At 65.0% G+C, this 19,343-nt stretch carries 14 protein-coding genes; 8 read left to right on the top strand and 6 right to left on the bottom strand.

Going from position 1 to position 19,343, the window contains the following annotated elements:
* Positions 1–142: 142 nt before the first annotated feature.
* Both QM588_RS22075 and QM588_RS22070 read left to right on the top strand, forming a co-directional pair.
* Positions 143–1,399 carry a nicotinate phosphoribosyltransferase gene (locus QM588_RS22075; protein ID WP_283316664.1) on the top strand — a complete coding sequence of 419 codons (1,257 nt, stop codon included), beginning with the start codon at positions 143–145 and terminating at the stop codon, positions 1,397–1,399.
* Positions 1,400–1,449: 50 nt separating this feature from the next.
* Positions 1,450–3,498 carry an ATP-dependent DNA helicase gene (locus QM588_RS22070; protein WP_283316562.1) on the top strand — a complete coding sequence of 683 codons (2,049 nt, stop codon included), beginning with the start codon at positions 1,450–1,452 and terminating at the stop codon, positions 3,496–3,498.
* A gap of 7 nt (positions 3,499–3,505) precedes the next feature.
* Here the strand turns inward: QM588_RS22070 and glgP are convergent, their stop codons facing one another.
* A complete protein-coding gene (glgP, locus tag QM588_RS22065) occupies positions 3,506–6,037 on the bottom strand; it encodes an alpha-glucan family phosphorylase (protein ID WP_283316560.1) in 2,532 nt (843 codons plus the stop codon).
* Positions 6,038–6,241: 204 nt separating this feature from the next.
* On the opposite strand from glgP, the gene QM588_RS22060 reads away from it, so the two are divergent.
* From QM588_RS22060 to QM588_RS22050, 3 genes are read left to right on the top strand one after another with little or no spacing between them, the layout of a single operon-like run.
* Positions 6,242–8,248 (top strand): maltotransferase domain-containing protein, encoded by a 2,007-nt coding sequence (locus QM588_RS22060; protein WP_283316558.1) that lies wholly within the window; start codon positions 6,242–6,244, stop codon positions 8,246–8,248.
* Positions 8,249–8,259: 11 nt separating this feature from the next.
* Positions 8,260–10,461, top strand: coding sequence for a 1,4-alpha-glucan branching protein GlgB (gene glgB, locus QM588_RS22055; RefSeq protein ID WP_032368540.1), 2,202 nt, complete (start codon positions 8,260–8,262; stop codon positions 10,459–10,461).
* Entirely contained in the window at positions 10,462–11,910 is a 1,449-nt protein-coding gene (locus tag QM588_RS22050; RefSeq protein WP_283316556.1) for a metallopeptidase, read from the top strand. It abuts the gene before it with no gap.
* Between the two features lie 5 nt (positions 11,911–11,915).
* Here QM588_RS22050 and QM588_RS22045 read toward each other — a convergent pair whose 3' ends face one another.
* The 3 genes from QM588_RS22045 to QM588_RS22035 all read right to left on the bottom strand — a co-directional run bounded on the left by QM588_RS22045 (position 11,916) and on the right by QM588_RS22035 (position 14,538).
* A complete protein-coding gene (locus QM588_RS22045; protein WP_230597322.1) occupies positions 11,916–12,863 on the bottom strand; it encodes a tetratricopeptide repeat protein in 948 nt (315 codons plus the stop codon).
* Positions 12,864–12,910: 47 nt separating this feature from the next.
* Positions 12,911–13,282: a DUF3817 domain-containing protein gene (locus QM588_RS22040; RefSeq protein WP_179274403.1), complete on the bottom strand. Its 372-nt coding sequence runs from the start codon at positions 13,280–13,282 to the stop codon at positions 12,911–12,913.
* Positions 13,283–13,347: 65 nt separating this feature from the next.
* A complete protein-coding gene (locus QM588_RS22035; protein ID WP_283316552.1) occupies positions 13,348–14,538 on the bottom strand; it encodes an acetyl-CoA C-acetyltransferase in 1,191 nt (396 codons plus the stop codon).
* 112 nt (positions 14,539–14,650) lie between these two features.
* Here QM588_RS22035 and mce point away from each other — a divergent pair, with 112 nt between their 5' ends.
* Both mce and QM588_RS22025 read left to right on the top strand, forming a co-directional pair.
* Positions 14,651–15,127, top strand: a complete 477-nt coding sequence (gene mce, locus QM588_RS22030) for a methylmalonyl-CoA epimerase (RefSeq protein ID WP_283316549.1) — start codon at positions 14,651–14,653, stop codon at positions 15,125–15,127.
* Between the two features lie 59 nt (positions 15,128–15,186).
* Complete coding sequence (locus QM588_RS22025) at positions 15,187–16,149, top strand: hypothetical protein (RefSeq protein ID WP_027497681.1); 963 nt, start codon at positions 15,187–15,189, stop codon at positions 16,147–16,149.
* Between the two features lie 28 nt (positions 16,150–16,177).
* Here the strand turns inward: QM588_RS22025 and QM588_RS22020 are convergent, their stop codons facing one another.
* Positions 16,178–16,495, bottom strand: a complete 318-nt coding sequence (locus QM588_RS22020; RefSeq protein ID WP_072692233.1) for an ATP/GTP-binding protein — start codon at positions 16,493–16,495, stop codon at positions 16,178–16,180.
* A 41-nt stretch (positions 16,496–16,536) separates the two neighbouring features.
* On the bottom strand, positions 16,537–17,208 hold the full coding sequence (gene nucS / locus QM588_RS22015; RefSeq protein WP_027497682.1) for an endonuclease NucS: 672 nt from the start codon (positions 17,206–17,208) through the stop codon (positions 16,537–16,539).
* 42 nt (positions 17,209–17,250) lie between these two features.
* Here nucS and QM588_RS22010 point away from each other — a divergent pair, with 42 nt between their 5' ends.
* Positions 17,251–18,840 (top strand): adenylate/guanylate cyclase domain-containing protein, encoded by a 1,590-nt coding sequence (locus QM588_RS22010; RefSeq protein WP_283316542.1) that lies wholly within the window; start codon positions 17,251–17,253, stop codon positions 18,838–18,840.
* Positions 18,841–19,343: the final 503 nt, after the last annotated feature.

Genomic DNA, 19,343 nt, shown 5'->3' with positions numbered 1-19,343 from the left:
GGTACGGCGTGTCGGGCCGACCCCACACGTTCGCCCCTGCGCTCGTAGTGTGATCGAGGTGAGCAATGACGCGACCACCGATCACACGCTTTCCAGCGACGGAGTCAGCACTGCACTGCTGACCGACCAGTACGAGTACACGATGTTGTCCGCGGCTCTGGCCAGCGGCTGCGCAGAAAGACCGTGCAGTTTCGAAGTCTTCGCCCGCAGGCTTCCCGGCGGCCGCCGGTACGGCGTCGTCGCCGGCACCGGGCGCATTCTCGACGCCGTCGATCGCTTCCGATTCGGCCCGGACGAGCTGCGTGTCGTGTCGAAGTTTCTCGACGCCGATACCGTCGAGTGGCTGCGCAACTACCGCTTCACCGGGGACATCGACGGCTACCGCGAGGGCGAGCTGTACTTCCCCGGCTCCCCCGTCCTGACGGTCCGCGGCACGTTCGCCGAGTGCGTGGTCCTGGAAACCGTGGTGCTCTCGATTCTCAATCACGACAGCGCAATCGCCTCTGCGGCAGCGCGCATGGTCGCCTCCGCCGAGGCCAGGCCGATCATCGAAATGGGATCGCGGCGCACCCACGAGGAGGCGGCGGTCGCTGCATCGCGCGCGGCCTACTTGGCCGGCTTCACCGCGACGTCCAACCTCGAAGCCGTCCGACGCCACGGCGTCCCCGGAGCAGGCACATCGGCGCATTCGTTCACGCTGCTGCACACCACCGCCGACGGCCCCGACGAGAAGGCCGCCTTCGCCGCTCAGGTCCGAGCGCTCGGGGTGGGAACGACCTTGCTGGTCGATACGTACGACATCAAGCAGGGCGTGGCCAATGCCATCGAGGTGGCCGGTCCGGAGCTCGGCGGTGTCCGCATCGACTCCGGCGACCTCGGTGTCCTCGCCCGTCAGGTCCGCGACCAACTGAACACTCTCGGCGCGCCGAATACGCGGATCGTCGTCTCCGGCGACCTCGACGAGTACGCGATCGCCGCGCTGCGCGCCGAACCCGTCGATTCGTACGGCGTCGGCACGTCGCTGGTCACCGGTTCGGGCGCGCCGACGGCAGGAATGGTCTACAAGCTGGTCACTGTCGACGGCATTCCCGTCGCCAAGCGCAGCAGTCACAAAGAATCGCGCGGGGGTACCAAAGCTGCGCTGCGGACCGCACGTGGGACCGGTACGGCCGTCGAGGAAATAGTGCACCCGTTCGACGCTGCACCGACGGTCGAGGACGGTCTGACGGTGGAGACGTTGACCACGCCGCTGATGCGTGGCGGCCGACGTGTCGCCGATCTACCGACTCTCGCCGAGGGTCGGGAGCTCCTCGCTCGACGCCTGGTCAGCCTGCCGTGGGAGGGGCTCGCACTGTCCCAGGGCGAACCGGCGATACCGACCCGCTTCGTCGACGCCTAGGGTCGGTGTCGGTGCCGAACCCGTGGGGCGATCGGCAGTAGTCTGCTTCGGTGCCGTCGAAGACCGAGTTGCCCACCGTTCCCGCTCTCCTGCAGGTTGCGGTGCACTCGCTCGGCGGCAAGGAACGCAGCAATCAGCTGACGATGGCCTCTGCCGTGGCGCATTCGATCGACACCGGTGAACATCTCGCGGTACAAGCGGGCACGGGCACCGGCAAGTCCCTCGCGTACCTCGTGCCCAGCATCAGGCATGCGGTCGAATCGGGGAAGACCGTCATCGTCTCGACGGCCACGATCGCGCTGCAGCGACAGTTGGTCGACCGCGACCTTCCACGCCTGTCCGATGCACTCACCGAGGCTGTGGGTCGGCGTCCGAAGTTCGCGATCCTCAAGGGCCGCAACAACTATCTGTGCATGAACAAAATTCATACCGGGGCCGCACAGGAGGCACCGGACGCGGAATTGTTCGACCCGTTCGCCGTTTCGCGGATGGGCCGCGAGGTGGTCCGGCTGACGAAGTGGTCCTCGGAGACCGAAACGGGAGATCGCGACGACGTGGTGCCCGGCGTGAGCGACCAGGCCTGGCGTCAGGTCAGCGTCACCGCCCGCGAATGCCTCGGCAAATCACGATGCCCCGTCGGCGAGGACTGCTTCGCCGAGCGTGCCCGCACCGAGGCCGCGCAGGTCGACGTGGTCGTGACCAACCACGCACTGCTCGCGATCGACGCGATCACCGGAATTCAGATTCTGCCCGAACACGACGTCGTGGTCGTCGACGAAGCCCACGAATTGGTCGACCGAGTGACCGGCGTTGCCACAGAAGAGCTTTCGGCTGCCACCGTCACCGCGGCCGCACGCCGTAGCGCCAAGCTCATCGAGGAAGAGACCGTCGATCAGCTCGAAGGAGCTGCCGAGAACTGGGCCGCGATCCTGGACGAACTGCCGGCCGGTCGATGGCAGTCCCTACCCGACGGCGTCGGACCGGCTCTGGCGTCCGTCCGTGACGCCGCCTGGGCCGTGCGCACCGCGATCGGACCGAACAAACAGGGCATGGCGGGCAGCGATCCCGAGGCCGCCGCGGCCCGAAGCGCAGCACTCGTGGCAGTCGACGAGGTGCACGACAGCGCCGTACGAGTCCTCACTGCCTTCGACGAGCCCGATCCAGCCAAGCGCAAGGACGTCGTCTGGCACGCCGTCGACGATTTCCGAGGAAACGTCAAACGCACCGTTCGCATTGCTCCGCTCTCGGTGGGCGGGTTGCTGCGGGCACGGTTGTTCGCCGAATCCACCGTGGTGCTGACCTCGGCGACGCTCACCGTCGGCGGATCCTTCGACGGCCTGGCCGTCAATTGGGGCCTGCCCGCAGAGAAACCCTCCCGCAGTGACACCGCCATGGCGTCGGGAGTGGAACCACCCTCGGACAACGGATCCATTCGCTGGAATTCGTTGGACGTCGGCTCGCCGTTCGATCACGCTCGCGCCGGCATCATGTACATCGCCAAACATCTGTCTCCGCCCGGACGCGACGGCCTGTCCAAGTCCTCGCTCGACGAGATCGCATCGCTCGTCGAGGCTGCCGGTGGTCGGACGCTGGGGCTGTTCTCGTCGATGCGCGCCGCGAAAGCTGCCGCAGAGGAGATGCGGGAGCGCCTCGACACCCCGATCCTGTGCCAGGGTGACGATTCCACCGGTGCACTGGTGCAGAAGTTCGCCGACGACGAGGCCACCTCACTGTTCGGGACGCTGTCGCTGTGGCAGGGCGTCGACGTACCCGGCCCGTCGCTGAGCCTGGTGATCCTGGACCGCATTCCGTTCCCCCGGCCCGACGATCCACTACTGGTGGCTCGGCAGCAGGCCGTCGAATCCCGCGGCGGCAACGGCTTTCTCGCCGTCGCCGCCAACCATGCCGCTCTGCTGCTCGCCCAGGGCGTCGGGCGGTTGCTCCGCAGCGTGGACGACAAAGGCGTTGTGGCGGTGCTCGATTCGCGATTGGCCACCGCTCGCTACGGCGGTTACCTGCGCGCGTCCTTGCCGCCGTTCTGGGAGACCTCCGACCCGGAGGTGGTCCGCAAGGCCCTCACCCGCCTGGCCGGAAAGTAGCTGCTCCCTACGGCGTCGACACCAAACCGAGCTCGGCATCGGAGGCAAGCCCGTGGTGCCGCGGCAACACCCGCACCGTGTAGCCCACCGCTCCACTGTGCGGCAGTCGCGTTTCGCCCGCGTACACGTGCTCGCCGCCCTCGCTGCCCACGTGCGACATCTCGGTGGTGTGGATATCGCTGAGGTCCTCACCCTCGTCGACCCGTCCCACCACGGCCTGCACCACGACGGCACCCGGTTCCATACCGCCGAGATCGACGATGGCGCGCAGCGACAATTCGGCACCGATGACGGGTGTGTCCGGCAATCCCTCGCTGTCGACTCGGGTGACTTTCACGTTGCGCCACGCCTGCTCGACGCGGCCGCGATACGACGCGACATCCTTCGCGCCGTGGTAGCCGTCGGCCGACACAGCGCGGGCGGAGTGCGCAGCGGGTGCGTAGTAGCCGAGCGTGTAGTCCTGAACCATCCGCGATGCCAACACTTTCGGTCCCAGCTGTTCCAGTGTGTGCCGCACCATCTCGATCCAGCGAGCCGGCACACCGTCCTCCCCTCGATCGTAGAATTTCGGTAGCACCGCCTGCTCGAGCAATTCGTAGAGGGCAGCGGCTTCGAGATCGTCGCGACGATTGTCGTCGGTGATGCCGTCGGCCGTCGGGATCGCCCACCCGTTTTCGCCGTCGTACATCTCGTCCCACCATCCGTCGCGAATCGACAGGTTGAGGCCGCCGTTGAGCGCCGACTTCATTCCGGACGTACCGCAGGCCTCGAGGGGTCGCAGCGGATTGTTAAGCCACACATCGCATCCCCAGTACAGAAAGCGAGCCATGGACATGTCGTAGTCGGGTAGGAACACGATGCGGTGTCGCACATCGGCCTCGTCGGCGAACTTGACGATCTGCTGAATGAGCGCCTTTCCACCGTCGTCGGCCGGGTGCGATTTTCCGGCTACCACCAGCTGAACCGGGCGGGCGGGATCGAGCAACATCGCCCGCAATCGCTCGGGTTCGCGCAGCATGAGCGTCAGACGCTTGTACGTCGGTACGCGTCGAGCAAAGCCGACGGTCAACACGTCGGGGTCGAAAACATTTGCAGTCCAGCTTATCTCGGCCTCGGTCGACCCCCGCTCGAGAGCCGAACGGCGCACCCTTCGGCGCACCTCGTCCACCAACTGCGCGCGCAACGCGTTTCGAGTGGACCACACCTGTTCCGAGGACAACGGCCCGTCGGTCTCCCCCTCGGCCCATTCCCGCGCCGCCCACGTCGGCGCATGGACACCGTTGGTCACCGATCCGATCGGCACCTCCGACGCGTCGAATCCTTGCCACAGGCCGTTGAACATCTCGCGGCTGACGATTCCGTGCAGCTTCGACACTCCGTTGGCGCGCTGCCCCAAGCGAAGGCCCATGTGTGCCATGTTGAACACCGACGGATCACTCTCGCCGCCCAGCGCCAGAATTCGGCTCATCGGCAATCCCGGCAACAGGGCCGAGTCCGGTGCACCGTCGCTACCGCCGAAGTAGTGCCGCACCAGATCGGCGGGGAACCTGTCGATGCCGGCAGGCACCGGGGTGTGGGTGGTGAACACTGTGCCCGCCCGGACGGCGGCCAACGCCGAATCGAAATCCAACCCGCTACCGGTGACGAGTTCACGGATGCGTTCGACCCCGAGGAAGCCGGCGTGGCCCTCGTTCATATGGAACACCTCGGGATCGGGCAGTCCGTGCGCGAGCGTGTAGGCCCTGATCGCGCGTACTCCGCCGATTCCGGCGAGGATCTCCTGCTTGATGCGGTGGTCCTGATCGCCGCCGTACAGGCGGTCGGTGACTCCTCTGAGCTCGGGATCGTTGTCGGCGATGTCGGAATCGAGCAGCAGCAGCGGAACGCGTCCCACCTGAGCGATCCACACGCGGGCCCGCAGCACGCGCGATCCCGGCATCGACACGTGTATCAACACCGGTGAGTCGTTGTCGTCCGTGAGCAGTCGTAGCGGCAGACCGTGCGGGTCCAGGGACGGGTAACGCTCGGCCTGCCAGCCGTCGGCCGTCAGCGATTGCCGGAAGTACCCCGAGCGGTAGAGCAGTCCGACGCCGATCAGCGGTAGCCCGAGATCCGACGCCGCCTTGAGGTGGTCGCCGGCCAGAATGCCGAGCCCACCCGAGTAGTTCGGCAGTACCTCGGTGACCCCGAACTCCATCGAGAAGTAACCGATGCCCGACGGCAGAGCTCTCCCCTCGGCGAGCTCGTTCTGGTACCAGAGAGGTCGGGCGAGGTAGTCGTGTAGATCCGCCTCGGCGGCGTCCAGTTCGGCCAGGAACGATGCGTCTTCGGCGAGTTCTTCGAGCCGTCCGGGTGCGACGGCACCGAGCACGGCCACCGGATCGCGTTCGAGTTCGGTCCACAGCAGCGGATCGATGTGCTCGAAAAGATCCTGCGTGGCCGAATGCCACGACCACCTGAGGTTTGTCGACAGCTCGGCGAGGGCATTCAGACGGGCGGGAAGGTGGGCTCGGACGGTGAATCGACGCAAGGCTTTCACAGAGCCGAACCCTACCCACGGATACCTGTGTCGATGGGGCGCTCGGCGAAAATTTCCTCGTGCGCCCGTCGCGGTCAGTATGCGTCGGCGCACGCGCCATCTGCGCTGCTGCACTACGGTTGACGAGTAGAAGCACACCAAATATCGGTTCGATCAGAGGTTGCGCCCGCGCAGCCATACCTCTAACGAAGAATGGAGTGTGAAGTGACAGGTCGACTTGGTATCGACAATGTCCTTCCAGATACGACGACCGGGAAATACCCCGCGAAAGCGGTGGTGGGCGAGACGTTTCCAGTTTCCGCCGACGTCTGGCGCGAGGGTCACGACGCGGTGGCCGCGACGCTGTCGGTGCGTGGACCGGGAGGCAAGCTCGAACGTATCCCGATGACGCCCGGCCACGAGCCGGACACGTTCGACGCGGTGTTCGTCCCTTCCCGGCCCGGCTACTGGATCTGCCGTATCGAGGCGTGGAGCGATCCGATCAGCACCTGGCGCCACGCCGTCGAGGCGAAGCTCGGAGTGGGCCAGAGCGCCCACGAACTCGCCAACGACCTCGAGATCGGGGCGCGCCTGTTCCTCCGCGCTGCCACCGGCGTTCCTGCGGAGAGCAGGCAGCTGCTCGCCGACGTCGCCGCCGGCCTGCGCGACACCGACCGCCCGCTGCCCGCGCGCGTGTCCTCGGCGTTCGCATCGTCGGTCACCGAACTGCTGTTCCAGCACCCGCTGCGCGAGCTGGTGACCAGATCGCGGGCAGTGAACGTGTGGGTCGACCGAAACCTGGCCCTCAACGGTGCCTGGTACGAGTTCTTCCCGCGCTCCACGGGCGGGTGGAACGAGGACGGATCACCGCGGCACGGCACGTTCGCGACATCCATCGAGCAGTTGCCGCGCATCGCGCGCATGGGCTTCGACATCGTCTACCTGCCTCCGATCCACCCGATCGGCACGATCAACCGCAAGGGCCCGAACAACACGTTGACTCCGGGCCCCGAGGACGTCGGTTCGCCGTGGGCGATCGGATCCAAGGACGGCGGGCACGACGCGATCCATCCCGAGCTGGGAACCGAGGACGACTTCCGTGCGTTCGTCGACGCCTCGCGGGAGCACGGCCTCGAAGTGGCGCTCGATCTTGCCCTGCAGGCCGCTCCGGATCATCCATGGGCTGCAACACATTCCGAGTGGTTCACCGTGTTGCCGGACGGCACCATCGCGTACGCCGAGAATCCGCCGAAGAAGTACCAGGACATCTACCCGGTCAATTTCGACAACGACCGTCGTGGCATCTACGAGGAAGTGCTACGCGTGGTCCGATACTGGATCTCGTTGGGTGTCAAGATTTTCCGAGTCGACAATCCACACACCAAGCCACCGGACTTCTGGGAGTGGCTCATCGCCGAGGTCAAGAAGACCGATCCGGACGTGCTGTTCCTGGCCGAGGCGTTCACCCGGCCGGTACGCATGTACGGTCTCGCGCAACGTGGGTTCACGCAGTCGTACACATACTTCACGTGGCGTACCGCGAAGTGGGAGCTGACCGAGTTCGCCGAGGAGCATGCCCGACGCGCCGACGACGCGCGTCCGAACCTGTTCGTCAACACCCCGGACATCCTGCACGAGAGCCTGCAACACGGTGGACCCGGAATGTTCGCTCTGCGAGCAGCTCTGGCCGCGACACTGGCTCCGACGTGGGGCGTGTACTCCGGGTACGAGCTGTACGAACATCAGGCCGTACGCGAGGGCAGCGAAGAGTATCTGGACTCCGAGAAGTACCAGTTGCGACCACGCGACTTCGAGGGTGCGCTCGCCCGCGGTGAATCGCTGGAGCCGTGGATCACCACCCTCAATTCCATTCGCCGTGCCCATCCGGCACTGCAGCAACTGCGCAACATCCATTTCCACACGATCGACAACGAAGCGCTGATCGCATACTCCAAGTTCGATCCGCAGACCGGCGACTCGGTGTTGGTGGTCATCAACCTCAACCCGTTCGGAGCCGAAGAGGGCACCGTCCACCTGGACATGCCCGCACTCGGTCACGACTGGCAGGACACCCTGACGATCAAGGACGAGGTGAGCGGCGTCCATTACGACTGGGGCCACACCAACTTCGTCCGACTCGAGCCCTGGACCTCGGTGGCGCACATATTCACGCTCCCCCACATTCCCTATCCGGCACGAATCGAACTGGCCTACCGCGGCAACCGAAAGTGAGTGGATTCAACGTGACCAAGAATCCGACGACGCCCGAAGACACCGTCGCAGCCCCGTCCGACAACGACCTCGATCTTCTCGCCGCTGGTCGGCACTACAACCCGCATTCCGTGCTCGGCGCGCACCCCGTGCCCGGCGGAACAGCGATTCGTGCGCTGAAGCCCGACGCGGAGAAAGTGATCGCGCGCGTCGGGGGCGTCGATCACGAGCTGACCCACGTCGCCCACGGCCTCTTCTCTGCGCTGGTGCCGGTCGAGGACCTGATCGATTACCGGCTCGTGGTCACCTGGCCAGGTGGGCACGTGTCCGAATCTGCCGACGGGTACCGGTTCCTACCGACTCTCGGTGAACTCGACCTGCACCTGTTCGGCGAAGGTCGCCACGAGCGTCTGTGGGACATCCTCGGAGCGCACCAGCAGTCGTACGCCACTCCCGACGGTCCCGTCACCGGCACCTCGTTCGCGGTGTGGGCCCCTGCCGCCCAGGGCGTCACGCTGGTGGGCGACTTCGACGGGTGGACCGGCCGCAGTTGGCCGATGCGCGTCCTCGGCTCCACCGGAGTCTGGGAGCTGTTCGTCCCGAACATCGAACCCGGTGCCCTGTACAAGTTCCGCGTCCACGGCTCCGACGGTTCGGTGAAGGACAAGGCCGACCCGATGGCCTTCGCCACCGAGGTTCCCCCGTCCACCGCGTCGGTCGTGACCGCGTCGACGTACACCTGGAACGACGAAAAATGGCTCGACACCCGAGCCGGCATCGAACCCACGCAGGCTCCGATGAGCGTCTACGAGATCCATCTGGCGTCGTGGCGACCGGGCCTGGGTTACCGGGAGCTGGCCGAGCAACTGGCCGAGTACATCATCGAGACCGGCTTCACTCACGTGGAGTTGCTCCCAGTCGCCGAGCACCCCTTCGGCGGATCCTGGGGCTATCAGGTGACGTCCTACTACGCACCGACGTCCAGGTTCGGCAGTCCGGACGACTTCCGGTTCTTCGTCGATCACCTGCACAGCGCCGGCATCGGCGTCATCGTCGACTGGGTCCCCGCTCACTTCCCCAAGGACGAATGGGCCCTCGCCCGCTTCGACGGTGGGCCGCTCTACGAGCACGGAGACCCGCAGCGAGGCGAGCAACTCGACTGGGGCACGCTGGTTTTCGACTTCGGCCGACGCGAGGTCCGCAACTTTCTGGTCGCGAACGCGCTCTACTGGATCGACGAATTCCACATCGACGGACTGCGCGTCGACGCCGTCGCCTCGATGCTGTACCTGGACTACTCGCGCCCCGAGGGTGGCTGGTCGCCCAACATCTACGGTGGCCGAGAAAACCTCGAAGCCGTGTCCTTCCTGCAGGAGATGAACGCCACGGTGCACAAGAAGCACCGCGGAGTCGTCACCGTCGCCGAGGAGTCGACCGCGTGGCCCGGCGTCACTCGCCCGACGAACGTAGGCGGGCTCGGGTTCAACATGAAGTGGAACATGGGGTGGATGCACGACACCCTCGGCTTCGTCGGGCGCGATCCCATCCACCGCAGCTACCACCACCACGAGATCACGTTCTCGCTCGTCTACGCGTGGAGCGAGAACTACCTGCTGCCCATCAGCCACGACGAGGTGGTGCACGGCAAGGGCACGCTGTGGACCCGCATGCCCGGGGACGACTACGCCAAGGCCGCAGGGCTGCGCGGAATGCTCGCCTACATGTGGGCACATCCGGGCAAGCAGTTGCTGTTCATGGGCCAGGAGTTCGGTCAGACTCGCGAATGGTCCGAGGAGCGAGGCCTGGACTGGTACCAGATCGACGAGGAGCCGTTGCACCGAGGTGTGAAATCGCTTGTCGCAGATCTGAACTCGACGTACCGGTCGCATCCGGCACTGTGGACGCTGGACACCTCGCCCAGTGGCTACTCGTGGATCGACGCCAACGACACCGAGAACAACGTGCTCAGCTTTCTGCGGTACGGCTCCGACGGTTCGGTTGTCGCGTGTATTTTCAACTTCTCCGGTTCCGAGCACGGCAGCTATCGTGTGGGACTACCGGAACCAGGCCGTTGGATCGAGATCCTCAACACCGATGCAACGGAGTACGGCGGCTCCGGAATGGGCAACCTGGGTGAAGTGACGGCAACATCGCACTCGTGGCACGGTCGACCGGCATCAGGCCAGGTTGCACTTCCCGCCAACGGGGCGATCTGGATCAAATTGGAGCAGTAGATGACCGGCGGCCGCAGACCACGACTTCTGGCTGCGGCCGCTACTGCAGGGTTACTACTGTTGACATCGTGCGCCGCCACCGTCGGCGGTAATGCAGTGTCGATCTACGAGAATCCGTTCACGGTCGCCGGCCTTCCGGTCACCAGCGGACCGAGCGGACCGCGTCCGGGAGTGCCGGATTCGACCATCGCCGTCGAGAACGCCGAAGGCACCGACTCGGACATCTTGGCAACCAACGCGATCGACGACATCCAGCAGTTCTGGGCCGAGCAGTATCCGGCCTTGTTCAAGGGCTCGTTCACTCCGGTCTCGACATTGACCTCGTGGGATGCGTCGGAGGACGAGGGATCCGGCATCCGGTTCTGTGGAGACAGAACCGGTGGAGTCCCCAATGCCGCGTACTGCACCCGCGACGACTCGATCGGGTGGGACCGCACCATTCTGCTTCCGGCGTTGGTCGACGCGTTCGGGCCGATGTCGGTGGTCATGGTGATCGCGCACGAATACGGCCACGCGATCCAGCATCAGTCGGGACTCGTCGGCGACGACACCCCGACCATCGTGGCCGAGCAGCAAGCCGACTGTTTCGCCGGCGCATTCATCCGCCATGTCGCAGAGGGCGATTCGCCGCACTTCACCATCAACACCTCGGATGGGCTCAACGGTGTTCTCGCGGCGACTGTCGCGGTGCGCGACGTGGACCCCAACGATCCCGAATCGGTACACGGGTCCGCATTCGAGCGAGTGACCGCCGTGCAGATCGGGTTCACCGACGGTGCAGCTGCCTGCACACGCATCGACGAGACCGAAATCGATTCACGCCGAGCGTCGTTGCCGCAGAAGTTCGACAGCGCCGACGATTCCGGCGAGCTACCGGTCACCGAGGACTCCCTGGGCGCATTCACGCGATCGTTCGAGACGGCGCTTCCCGTCGCCGATCCCCCGACCGTGGACTTCTCGGGATCGGACACCGGGTGCACGGACGCCGAGGCCACCACTCCGGTGTCGTACTGCCCGTCGAGCAACACCATCGGTGTCGATGTGGAGGACCTGGCCGAAATAGGGCAACCCGAGACACCTCAGCGCGGAGACATCCTGCCACTCAACGTATCCGGTGACTACAGCGCGTACGTATTGTTCGCGTCTCGCTACACCCTCGCAGTACAGAAGGAAGCGGGCCAGACGCTCGACGACCCTCAGACCGCACTTCGATCCGCATGCCTGTCCGGGGTCATCACCGCAGCGTTGAGCGCCGAATCCAACGAGGCCGCTCTCGAAATCCGGCTCTCCCCCGGCGATCTCGACGAAGCCGTCTCCGGTCTGCTCAGCGACGGATTGGCCGCCAGCGACGTCAACGGAACGACGCTGCCGTCCGGCTTCTCCCGAGTCGACGCTTTCCGCTCGGGAGTTCTCGGCGGCAAACCCCTGTGCGATTCGCGCTACAGCTGAGGGATTCAGTACAGAGCGGACGCGAGTTTACGACGCGCCGAGACCACCAGAGGATCGGCGGCGTCGAACAACTCGAACAGCTCCAGTAGGCGGGTACGCAGGGCCGTGCGGTCGTCCCCTGCACTGATCTTGATTCCGTCGATGAGCCGTGCGAAAGCCTGTTCCGGCTGCTGCCCGGCCATCTCCGCGTCGGCCGCATCGATGCGGGCCTGGACATTATTGGGATCGGCGTCGGCCACCTCGACGGCATCGGGTGCAACGTTCTGCACCCGAGCCAAGAACTTGACCTGACGCAGCGCGGCGACGGCGTCGGTGTTCTTCGGCTCGGCGTCGATGATGGCCTGATACGCCGCCGCTGCCTTGTCGAAGTCCCCCTCGTCGATCGCCTCTTCCGCAGCGACGATGCGCGGGTCCTCGACCTCCGGTTCCGGTTCGGCGGCGGGAGCCGACCCGGGTGGACCGGACAGCTTTCCGGCGGTTGCCTGCTCGACGGCCTGCAGCCACTGACGCAACTGCTCGTCGGATTGCGTGCCCTGGAAATCGGCAAGCGGTTGCCCACCCGCGACGGCAACCACCGTAGGAATGGCCTGCACTCCGAATGCCTGCGCGATCTGCGGATTGGAGTCGACATCGACGCGAGCATGTACCCACGTGCCGCCGGCCTCGACGGCAAGTTGCCCGAGCTGACGCGTCAACGCCTGGGACTGCGGCGACCGAGCCGATCCCAGGTCGACGATGACCGGTACCTGCATCGATCGCTGCAGAACCTCGGCTTCGAAATTGGCCGTGGTCACGTCGACGATCGGAGCCAACCCTCCCGCATCGCCACTGGCTTCGGCAGCGGGAGCAGGTGCCGGACGGTCCTTGAGAACGGACAGGTCGACGGCTCCGGCAATGGATGCGGGGACGGCGGCCGACGGGCGGACAGGAGGACGGGAACCGGGTCGAGTCACGCCCTACAGTTTGTCACTAACGCGATGCGTCATCCACTGGCGGGCGGTCAGGACAGAACCTTCGCGTCGGCAGCGGGTCGGCCGGTGCTCAGCTCGGCAAGGCGTCCGGTACGCACGGCCCAGATCTCGAAGACCACGGTTCCGAACGGCGGAAATGCCGCGACCAGCGCCAGCAGCGTGGCCTTGACGTCCCACTTCAGCTTGACGGCCGTCAGAACGGCAACGGCAAGGTACACGATGAACACCGCACCGTGGATGGGCCCGAAGATCTTCACGCCGATTTCGTTGCCGTCGGCCGGCAGGTACTTGAACGCCATGCCGACCAGTAGTCCGAGCCAGGTGAACGCTTCGAGCACGGCAATGAAACGGAAGCGTTTGGCCGTGCTGCTCAGGTCGAAGAAATTCGTCATGCCCGCTATTGTGCCCGGTTTGCTACGACAGAACGTAGTGGCTCTGGTCTCATCGGACCGGAGCCACTACCGACTCAGCTTTTCGGGACTCGAACGATGAGCGCGTCGCCCTGTCCGCCGCCGCCGCACAATGCTGCGGCACCCACTCCGCCACCGCGCCGCTGCAGCTCGAGAGCCAGGTGCAGTGCGATGCGAGCGCCCGACATTCCGAGGGGATGGCCGATCGAAATCGCCCCGCCGTTGACGTTGACGATTTCCGGATCGATGCCGAGCTCACGCGTCGACGCGATTCCGACCGCCGCGAATGCCTCGTTGATCTCGACGACGTCGAGGTCCTTCGGGTCGATGCCTTCCTTCGCGCAGGCCTTGGCGATGGCGCGAGCGGGCTGCGACTGCAGGGTGGAGTCGGGGCCGGCCACCACACCGTGCGCGCCGATCTCGGCGAGCCAGGTCAATCCGAGCGACTCGGCCTTGTCCTTGCTCATCACGACGACGGCGGCGGCACCGTCGGAAATCTGCGACGCGGATCCGGCAGTGACCGTGCCCGCCTTGTCGAACGCGGGGCGAAGCTTGCCGAGGGAATCCACCGTGGTGTCGGCCCGGATTCCTTCGTCGGCAGTGAACTGGATGGGCTCACCCTTGCGCTGCGGAATCGACACGGGCACTACCTCGTTGTCGAAGACCCCGTTCTTCCACGCCGCGGCAGCCTTCTGATGCGATCCGGCCGCGAAGGTGTCCTGCTCCTCACGGCTGATCGCCTCCGAGCTCTGATTGCGCTGCTCGGTGAGCGCACCCATGGCCTGATCGGTGAAGATGTCGTACAAGCCGTCGTATGCGAGGTGGTCGCGCATGGTGACATCGCCGTACTTGAATCCCGCCCGCGACTTCTCCAGCATGTGCGGTGCCTGGGTCATCGATTCCTGGCCGCCGGCCACGACGATCTCGAATTCCCCCGCGCGGATGAGCTGATCAGCGAGCGCGATGGCGTCGACGCCGGAGAGACAGACCTTGTTGATGGTCAGGGCCGGAACGGTCATCGGGATACCTGCAGCGACGGCGGCCTGACGCGCCGGGATCTGCCCGGCACCCGCAGTGAGGACCTGGCCCATGATGACGTAGTCGACCTGATCCGGAGCGACGCCGGCCTTCTCGAGTGCGCCCTTGATGGCAAATCCGCCGAGGTCGGAACCCGAGAAGTCCTTGAGCGCACCCGAGAAGCGCCCGACGGGCGTACGAGCACCGGCGACGATGACTGTTGTGGTCACGATTTCCTCCGAAAGTGTGAAGACGGCCTTGTGGAGATCAACGCTCGCCAGGCTCCCTACCGATACCAGCCTGGCGGAACACCGGGACGCAGCTGACGATAACGTCTTGTCCATGACCTCCAGCACGCAGTCTTACACGGGCGCCCCACTCCGCTCCGACCTGGTGACGGCTATCGACCACGTCGGTGTCGCGGTACCCGATCTCGATGCCGCAATCGCCTGGTACACCGACCACCTGGGGATGGTTGCGATGCACGAGGAAGTCAACGAGGAACAGGGCGTGCGCGAGGCGATGCTCTCGTTCCCCGGGGCAGGCGAAAAGTCGGCAGCACTGCAGTTGCTCGCGCCCATCGACGAATCCTCGACCATCGCGAAGTTCATCGATCGAAACGGCCCCGGACTCCAACAGTTGGCGTATCGGGTCACCGACATCGAGGAGATCTCCTCCGAGTTGCGCGCTCGCGGCGTTCGGTTGCTCTACGACGCCCCCCGCCGCGGTACGGCCGATTCGCGTATCAACTTCGTCCACCCCAAGGACGCAGGCGGAGTACTGATCGAACTGGTCGAACCGAACCACAACGCGCACTGACCGAACTCGGTGATTACGCCGTATGGCTCTCCACTTGACTCACCGGTAAATTGACGGCCATGGCCATCGATCATGAACGCACTTCCACGGTGCAACTTCCCTTTTCCATCGTTCGGAAGGGGTTCGATCGCGACGAAGTCACCAACTACTTCGAGCGATTCGACGCCGAATTACGGCTGACGACGGCCGACCGTGATGCCGCCGCGGCACAGGCGCGTGATCTGGCCAAGCAACTCGACGACGCTCGCGACGAGATCGACGAACTGCGCAAGGACATCGACCGTCTCTCGGTGCCGCCGACCACCGCGGAAGGCATGAGCGATCGCATCTCCCGCATGTTGCGACTTGCGTCGGACGAGGCCTCCGAGGTTCGCGCGAAGGCGCACGCGGAGTCCGAGGAGATGATCTCGGTTGCGCAGCAGGAGAGCACTCGCCTGCGAAGCCGTCACGAATCGTTGGTCGCAGAACTCGAGGAGCGCCGCACGGCACTCGAAACCGAGCACGAGCAGACCATGGCGCAGGCACGCACCGAGGCTGCGCGCGTCGTCGAGGCCGCACAGGCAGAGCGCGACAAGCTGGCTGCCGAGTCCGAGGCCAAGCGCGCCGAGGTTCAGGAAGACTTCGAGATCACGATGGCCGAGCGCCGCACCAAGGTGCTCACCGCGCTCGAAGAACTGGAAGCGTCGAGCAAGGCCGATGCTGCTCGCCGTATCGAAGAGGCGACGACCGAGGCCGCACGCCGGTTGCAGTCCGCGAGCGAGCAGGCCGAGCGGCGCATCGCGCACTCGAAGGAATTGGCCGAGGAGCTGCGCGTGCTGCGAAGTCGCGTCCTCGCTCAGCTACTGGGTATCCGGGGCCAGCTCGATTCGGTACCGGCCATGCTGGCCTCGGTCAACCGCGAAAGCGAGTTGCTGGACAACCCCGACCCGACGGCCATCCTCAAGAAAGAAGAAGAGAAGGCTGCGGCGAAGGCCGAGAAGGACAACGACGAAGAGAAGGAATCCGCCGACTCGGCGTCCTGACTTCGCAGCACACGCTCGGCCTCCCCCGCTAGGACCATCTACGGGTGAGGCCTCGCGTGTTTCTGCCGCTCCAACACCCGGTGTGCCAATGTCTGCGGTTGTCGGCTCCCCCGAAGTCGTCCGACGGCCACGCCACGATGTGGGCGACCCCTGGCCGTACCTCGTGATCGCAGCCTGGGCAACGGTAGGTCTTGACGGCCTTGGCACCGGGAATCATCCGCGTCGTGTACGTGTCCCCGTCAGGACCCACCTCGACGCGATTGCCGCCCAGGACGGAATCGGTGGCCGGGCCGAGACTGCTCGGACCACTCCGACTCGCTTTGCGGGGCTGATTGCGTCGAGGCACGCATCCAGTGTAGAGAATCGTGCCGGTACAGCAGACAGACGTCAGAAGAGTCGGAACTCGGTACTGTCGGTGCCGCGGAGAACGTCGTAGTCGAGTGTCAGACAACGAATACCGCGATCAGTGGCCAGAGTCTTCGCCTGCGGCTTGATGACCTGTGCGGCGAACACACCGCTGACCGGTGCCAGCAACGGGTCGCGGTTGAGCAGTTCCAGGTACCGAGTCAACTGCTCCACACCGTCGATCTCACCGCGACGCTTGATCTCGACAGCGACAGTGCCACCATCTGCGTTGCGGCACAACAGATCCACCGGTCCGATGGCCGTCATGTATTCGCGCCGCACCAGGGTGTACCCCTCACCGAGGGTGTTGACATGTTCGGCCAGCAACTCCTGCAGATGAGCCTCGACACCGTCCTTGACCAACCCTGGATCGATACCCAGTTCATGACTTGAATCGAGTTCGACGTCGTCGATCGTGATGCGGAGTTCTTCGCCCGCCTTGTTGGTGACCACCCATTTGATGGTCTCGTCCTCGGTGGTCTCGACCATCCAACAGGGCGGAGACATCCAGTTGAGGGGCTTGTACGCCCTGTCGTCCGCGTGCACACTGACCGATCCGTCGGACTTGACGAGCAGCAGGCGTCGAGCGGAAGGGAGATGTGCGGTGAGGCGGCCGATGTAGTCCACTTGGCAACGAGCAATAACTAAACGCACTCGACCACCATAAGGCAGCACGGCCGTTACTCTGTGACCACCATGCCCCAATTCAGACGATCTGCCGCTCCGCTGGGTTCCCGGCTCCTCGGAGACACCACCGAATCGCCACGCCGACGCCGGATCCGAATCCAGCTGTTGCTGACAGTGTTCCTGGTCCTGTCGAACTTGATCGGCGCCGTGATCGTCGGCGTTCTGATCAGTGTGGTCGTTCCAGGCCCGGACGTTCTGGACATGAAGTACTACTGGTGGGTCAACTTCATCGTCGTCCCGGTGTACGTCTTTCTGGCATTCCTGGTCGGTGTCGTCTGGGGCACCACACGCGCGCTCAGCAGTCTGCGGTGGGGCATAGAGGATCGCGAGCCCACCCGATCCGAGCAGGTCGCGACGCTGGCCATGCCCTGGCGCCTGACGCGCATGCAGGTTGCGCTGTGGACGGGTGGACTGATTCTGCTCACGACGATCGACGGCATCATCGACCCCCAGGCGATCCCGAAGGTGGCGTTCACCATCGCCGCGGGCGGTACGGTCGTGTGCGCCTTCAGCTACCTGCTCAGTGAGTTCGCTCTGCGACCCATCGCGGCTCGTGCCCTGCAAGCAGGTGACCCACGGCGCATCCGGATCGCCGGAGTCATGGGACGTTCCATCCTGTCGTGGTTGTTGGGAACCGGCGTTCCGGTCTCCGGCCTGATGATGATCGCGGTGTTCCGCTTCCTTCGACCCGAGACCAGTGCAAACCAGCTCGCTGTGTCCATCCTCGCGCTCGGCGGCATCACCATCGTCTTCGGATTCGCCCTGACCGTCCTGGGCGGTTTCGCGACCACCTCCCCCATCAACAACGTGCGGGCGGGCATGGCCGAAGTCGAGAAGGGCAACATGGATGTCCGACTCGCGGTGTACGACGGCACCGAGCTCGGCGAACTGCAGAGCGGTTTCAACCGGATGGCCGACGGTGTGCGCGATCGAGAGAAGATCCGCGACCTGTTCGGACGACACGTCGGACACGAGGTAGCCGAGAAGGCACTGCAGTCCGAGAGTGAACTCGGGGGCCAGGAGCGCGATATCGCAGTGTTCTTCATCGACCTGGTGGGCTCGACCGAACTGGCCGCATCACGACCACCGACCGAGGTTGTTGACCTGCTCAACCGCTTCTTCGCCGTCGTCGTCGACGAGGTGGACGAACACGGCGGCTTTATCAACAAGTTCGAGGGCGACGCGGCGCTCGCCATCTTCGGAGCACCGAACGACATTCCGGATCACTGCGGATCGGCACTCTCTGCCGCACGTGCCATTGCCCGCCGATTGCTGGTCGAAGTACCCGAGTGCAGCGCAGCCGTCGGCGTTGCAGCCGGCCGAGCCGTTGCCGGCAATGTGGGAGCAAAGTCGAGATTCGAGTACACCGTCATCGGCGATCCGGTCAACGAGGCTGCGCGACTGTCGGAACTGGCCAAGAACGCTCCCGGTGCGATACTCGCTTCCAAGACAGCGGTAGACGGTGCTGCCACAAACGAAGCGGACCGCTGGGAATTCGGTGATCGAGTAACCCTTCGCGGACGATCCGCAGAAACTGTTCTGGCGAGCCCCAAGGACGTGAAGGTTTCCGCCGACGAGGCCGAATCCGTTCACGCCTGATCCACCCGATCGATGGGCTCGGCAGGTGCAGTGCGCTGCGCCCCTGACGTTTTCATCGCTGACGACTCGACCGTCCTGTGCCCGGCCTCTCTCGCGAATGCGAGCGCGTTTGTCGAACGCTGACGACATCGATGACGATTCTGCGCGCGCCTCGCGAATGGGAGCGCATGTGCAGATTCCAGGTGTCGAGTGAGCCGACTGACGCTTGGTCGCCAAGCTTCGATCGCAGTAGTCGACTTCTTGGGGTTTGGTTCTGTTCGGCGACCCGCAAACGCGCGCGCGTTTGTCGGGTGCGCGCGGTGTGGTGTCGCTGTTGTGCTCGCGTGTGGCGAGTGCGCGCGCGTTCGCGGCCGGGGGTGGCTGGACGGGCGGCCCGTCTAGCGAATGATGGGACTGGGGGTGCAGGTGTCGATGCCTGCGCGTTCAGTTCAACGAGAGCGGCGAATACTGTTGTGTGGGTGTTGGTTTCGAATGCAAACAACCCCCGACCGTGATGGTCGGGG

Origin of the sequence: Rhodococcus sp. IEGM 1354, from assembly GCF_030056855.1 — a bacterium.
Lineage (GTDB): Bacteria > Actinomycetota > Actinomycetes > Mycobacteriales > Mycobacteriaceae > Rhodococcoides.
This window is presented reverse-complemented; position numbering and strand designations above follow the sequence as displayed.

Excerpts from the sequence above, each read along its gene's own strand:
- QM588_RS22050 (WP_283316556.1), top strand. The coding sequence starts at position 10,462 with ATGACCGGCGGCCGCAGACCACGACTTCTGGCTGCGGCCGCTACTGCA.
- QM588_RS22025 (WP_027497681.1), top strand. The coding sequence starts at position 15,187 with ATGGCCATCGATCATGAACGCACTTCCACGGTGCAACTTCCCTTTTCC.
- QM588_RS22010 (WP_283316542.1), top strand. The coding sequence starts at position 17,251 with ATGCCCCAATTCAGACGATCTGCCGCTCCGCTGGGTTCCCGGCTCCTC.
- QM588_RS22075 (WP_283316664.1), top strand. The coding sequence starts at position 143 with ATGTTGTCCGCGGCTCTGGCCAGCGGCTGCGCAGAAAGACCGTGCAGT.
- mce (WP_283316549.1), top strand. The coding sequence starts at position 14,651 with ATGACCTCCAGCACGCAGTCTTACACGGGCGCCCCACTCCGCTCCGAC.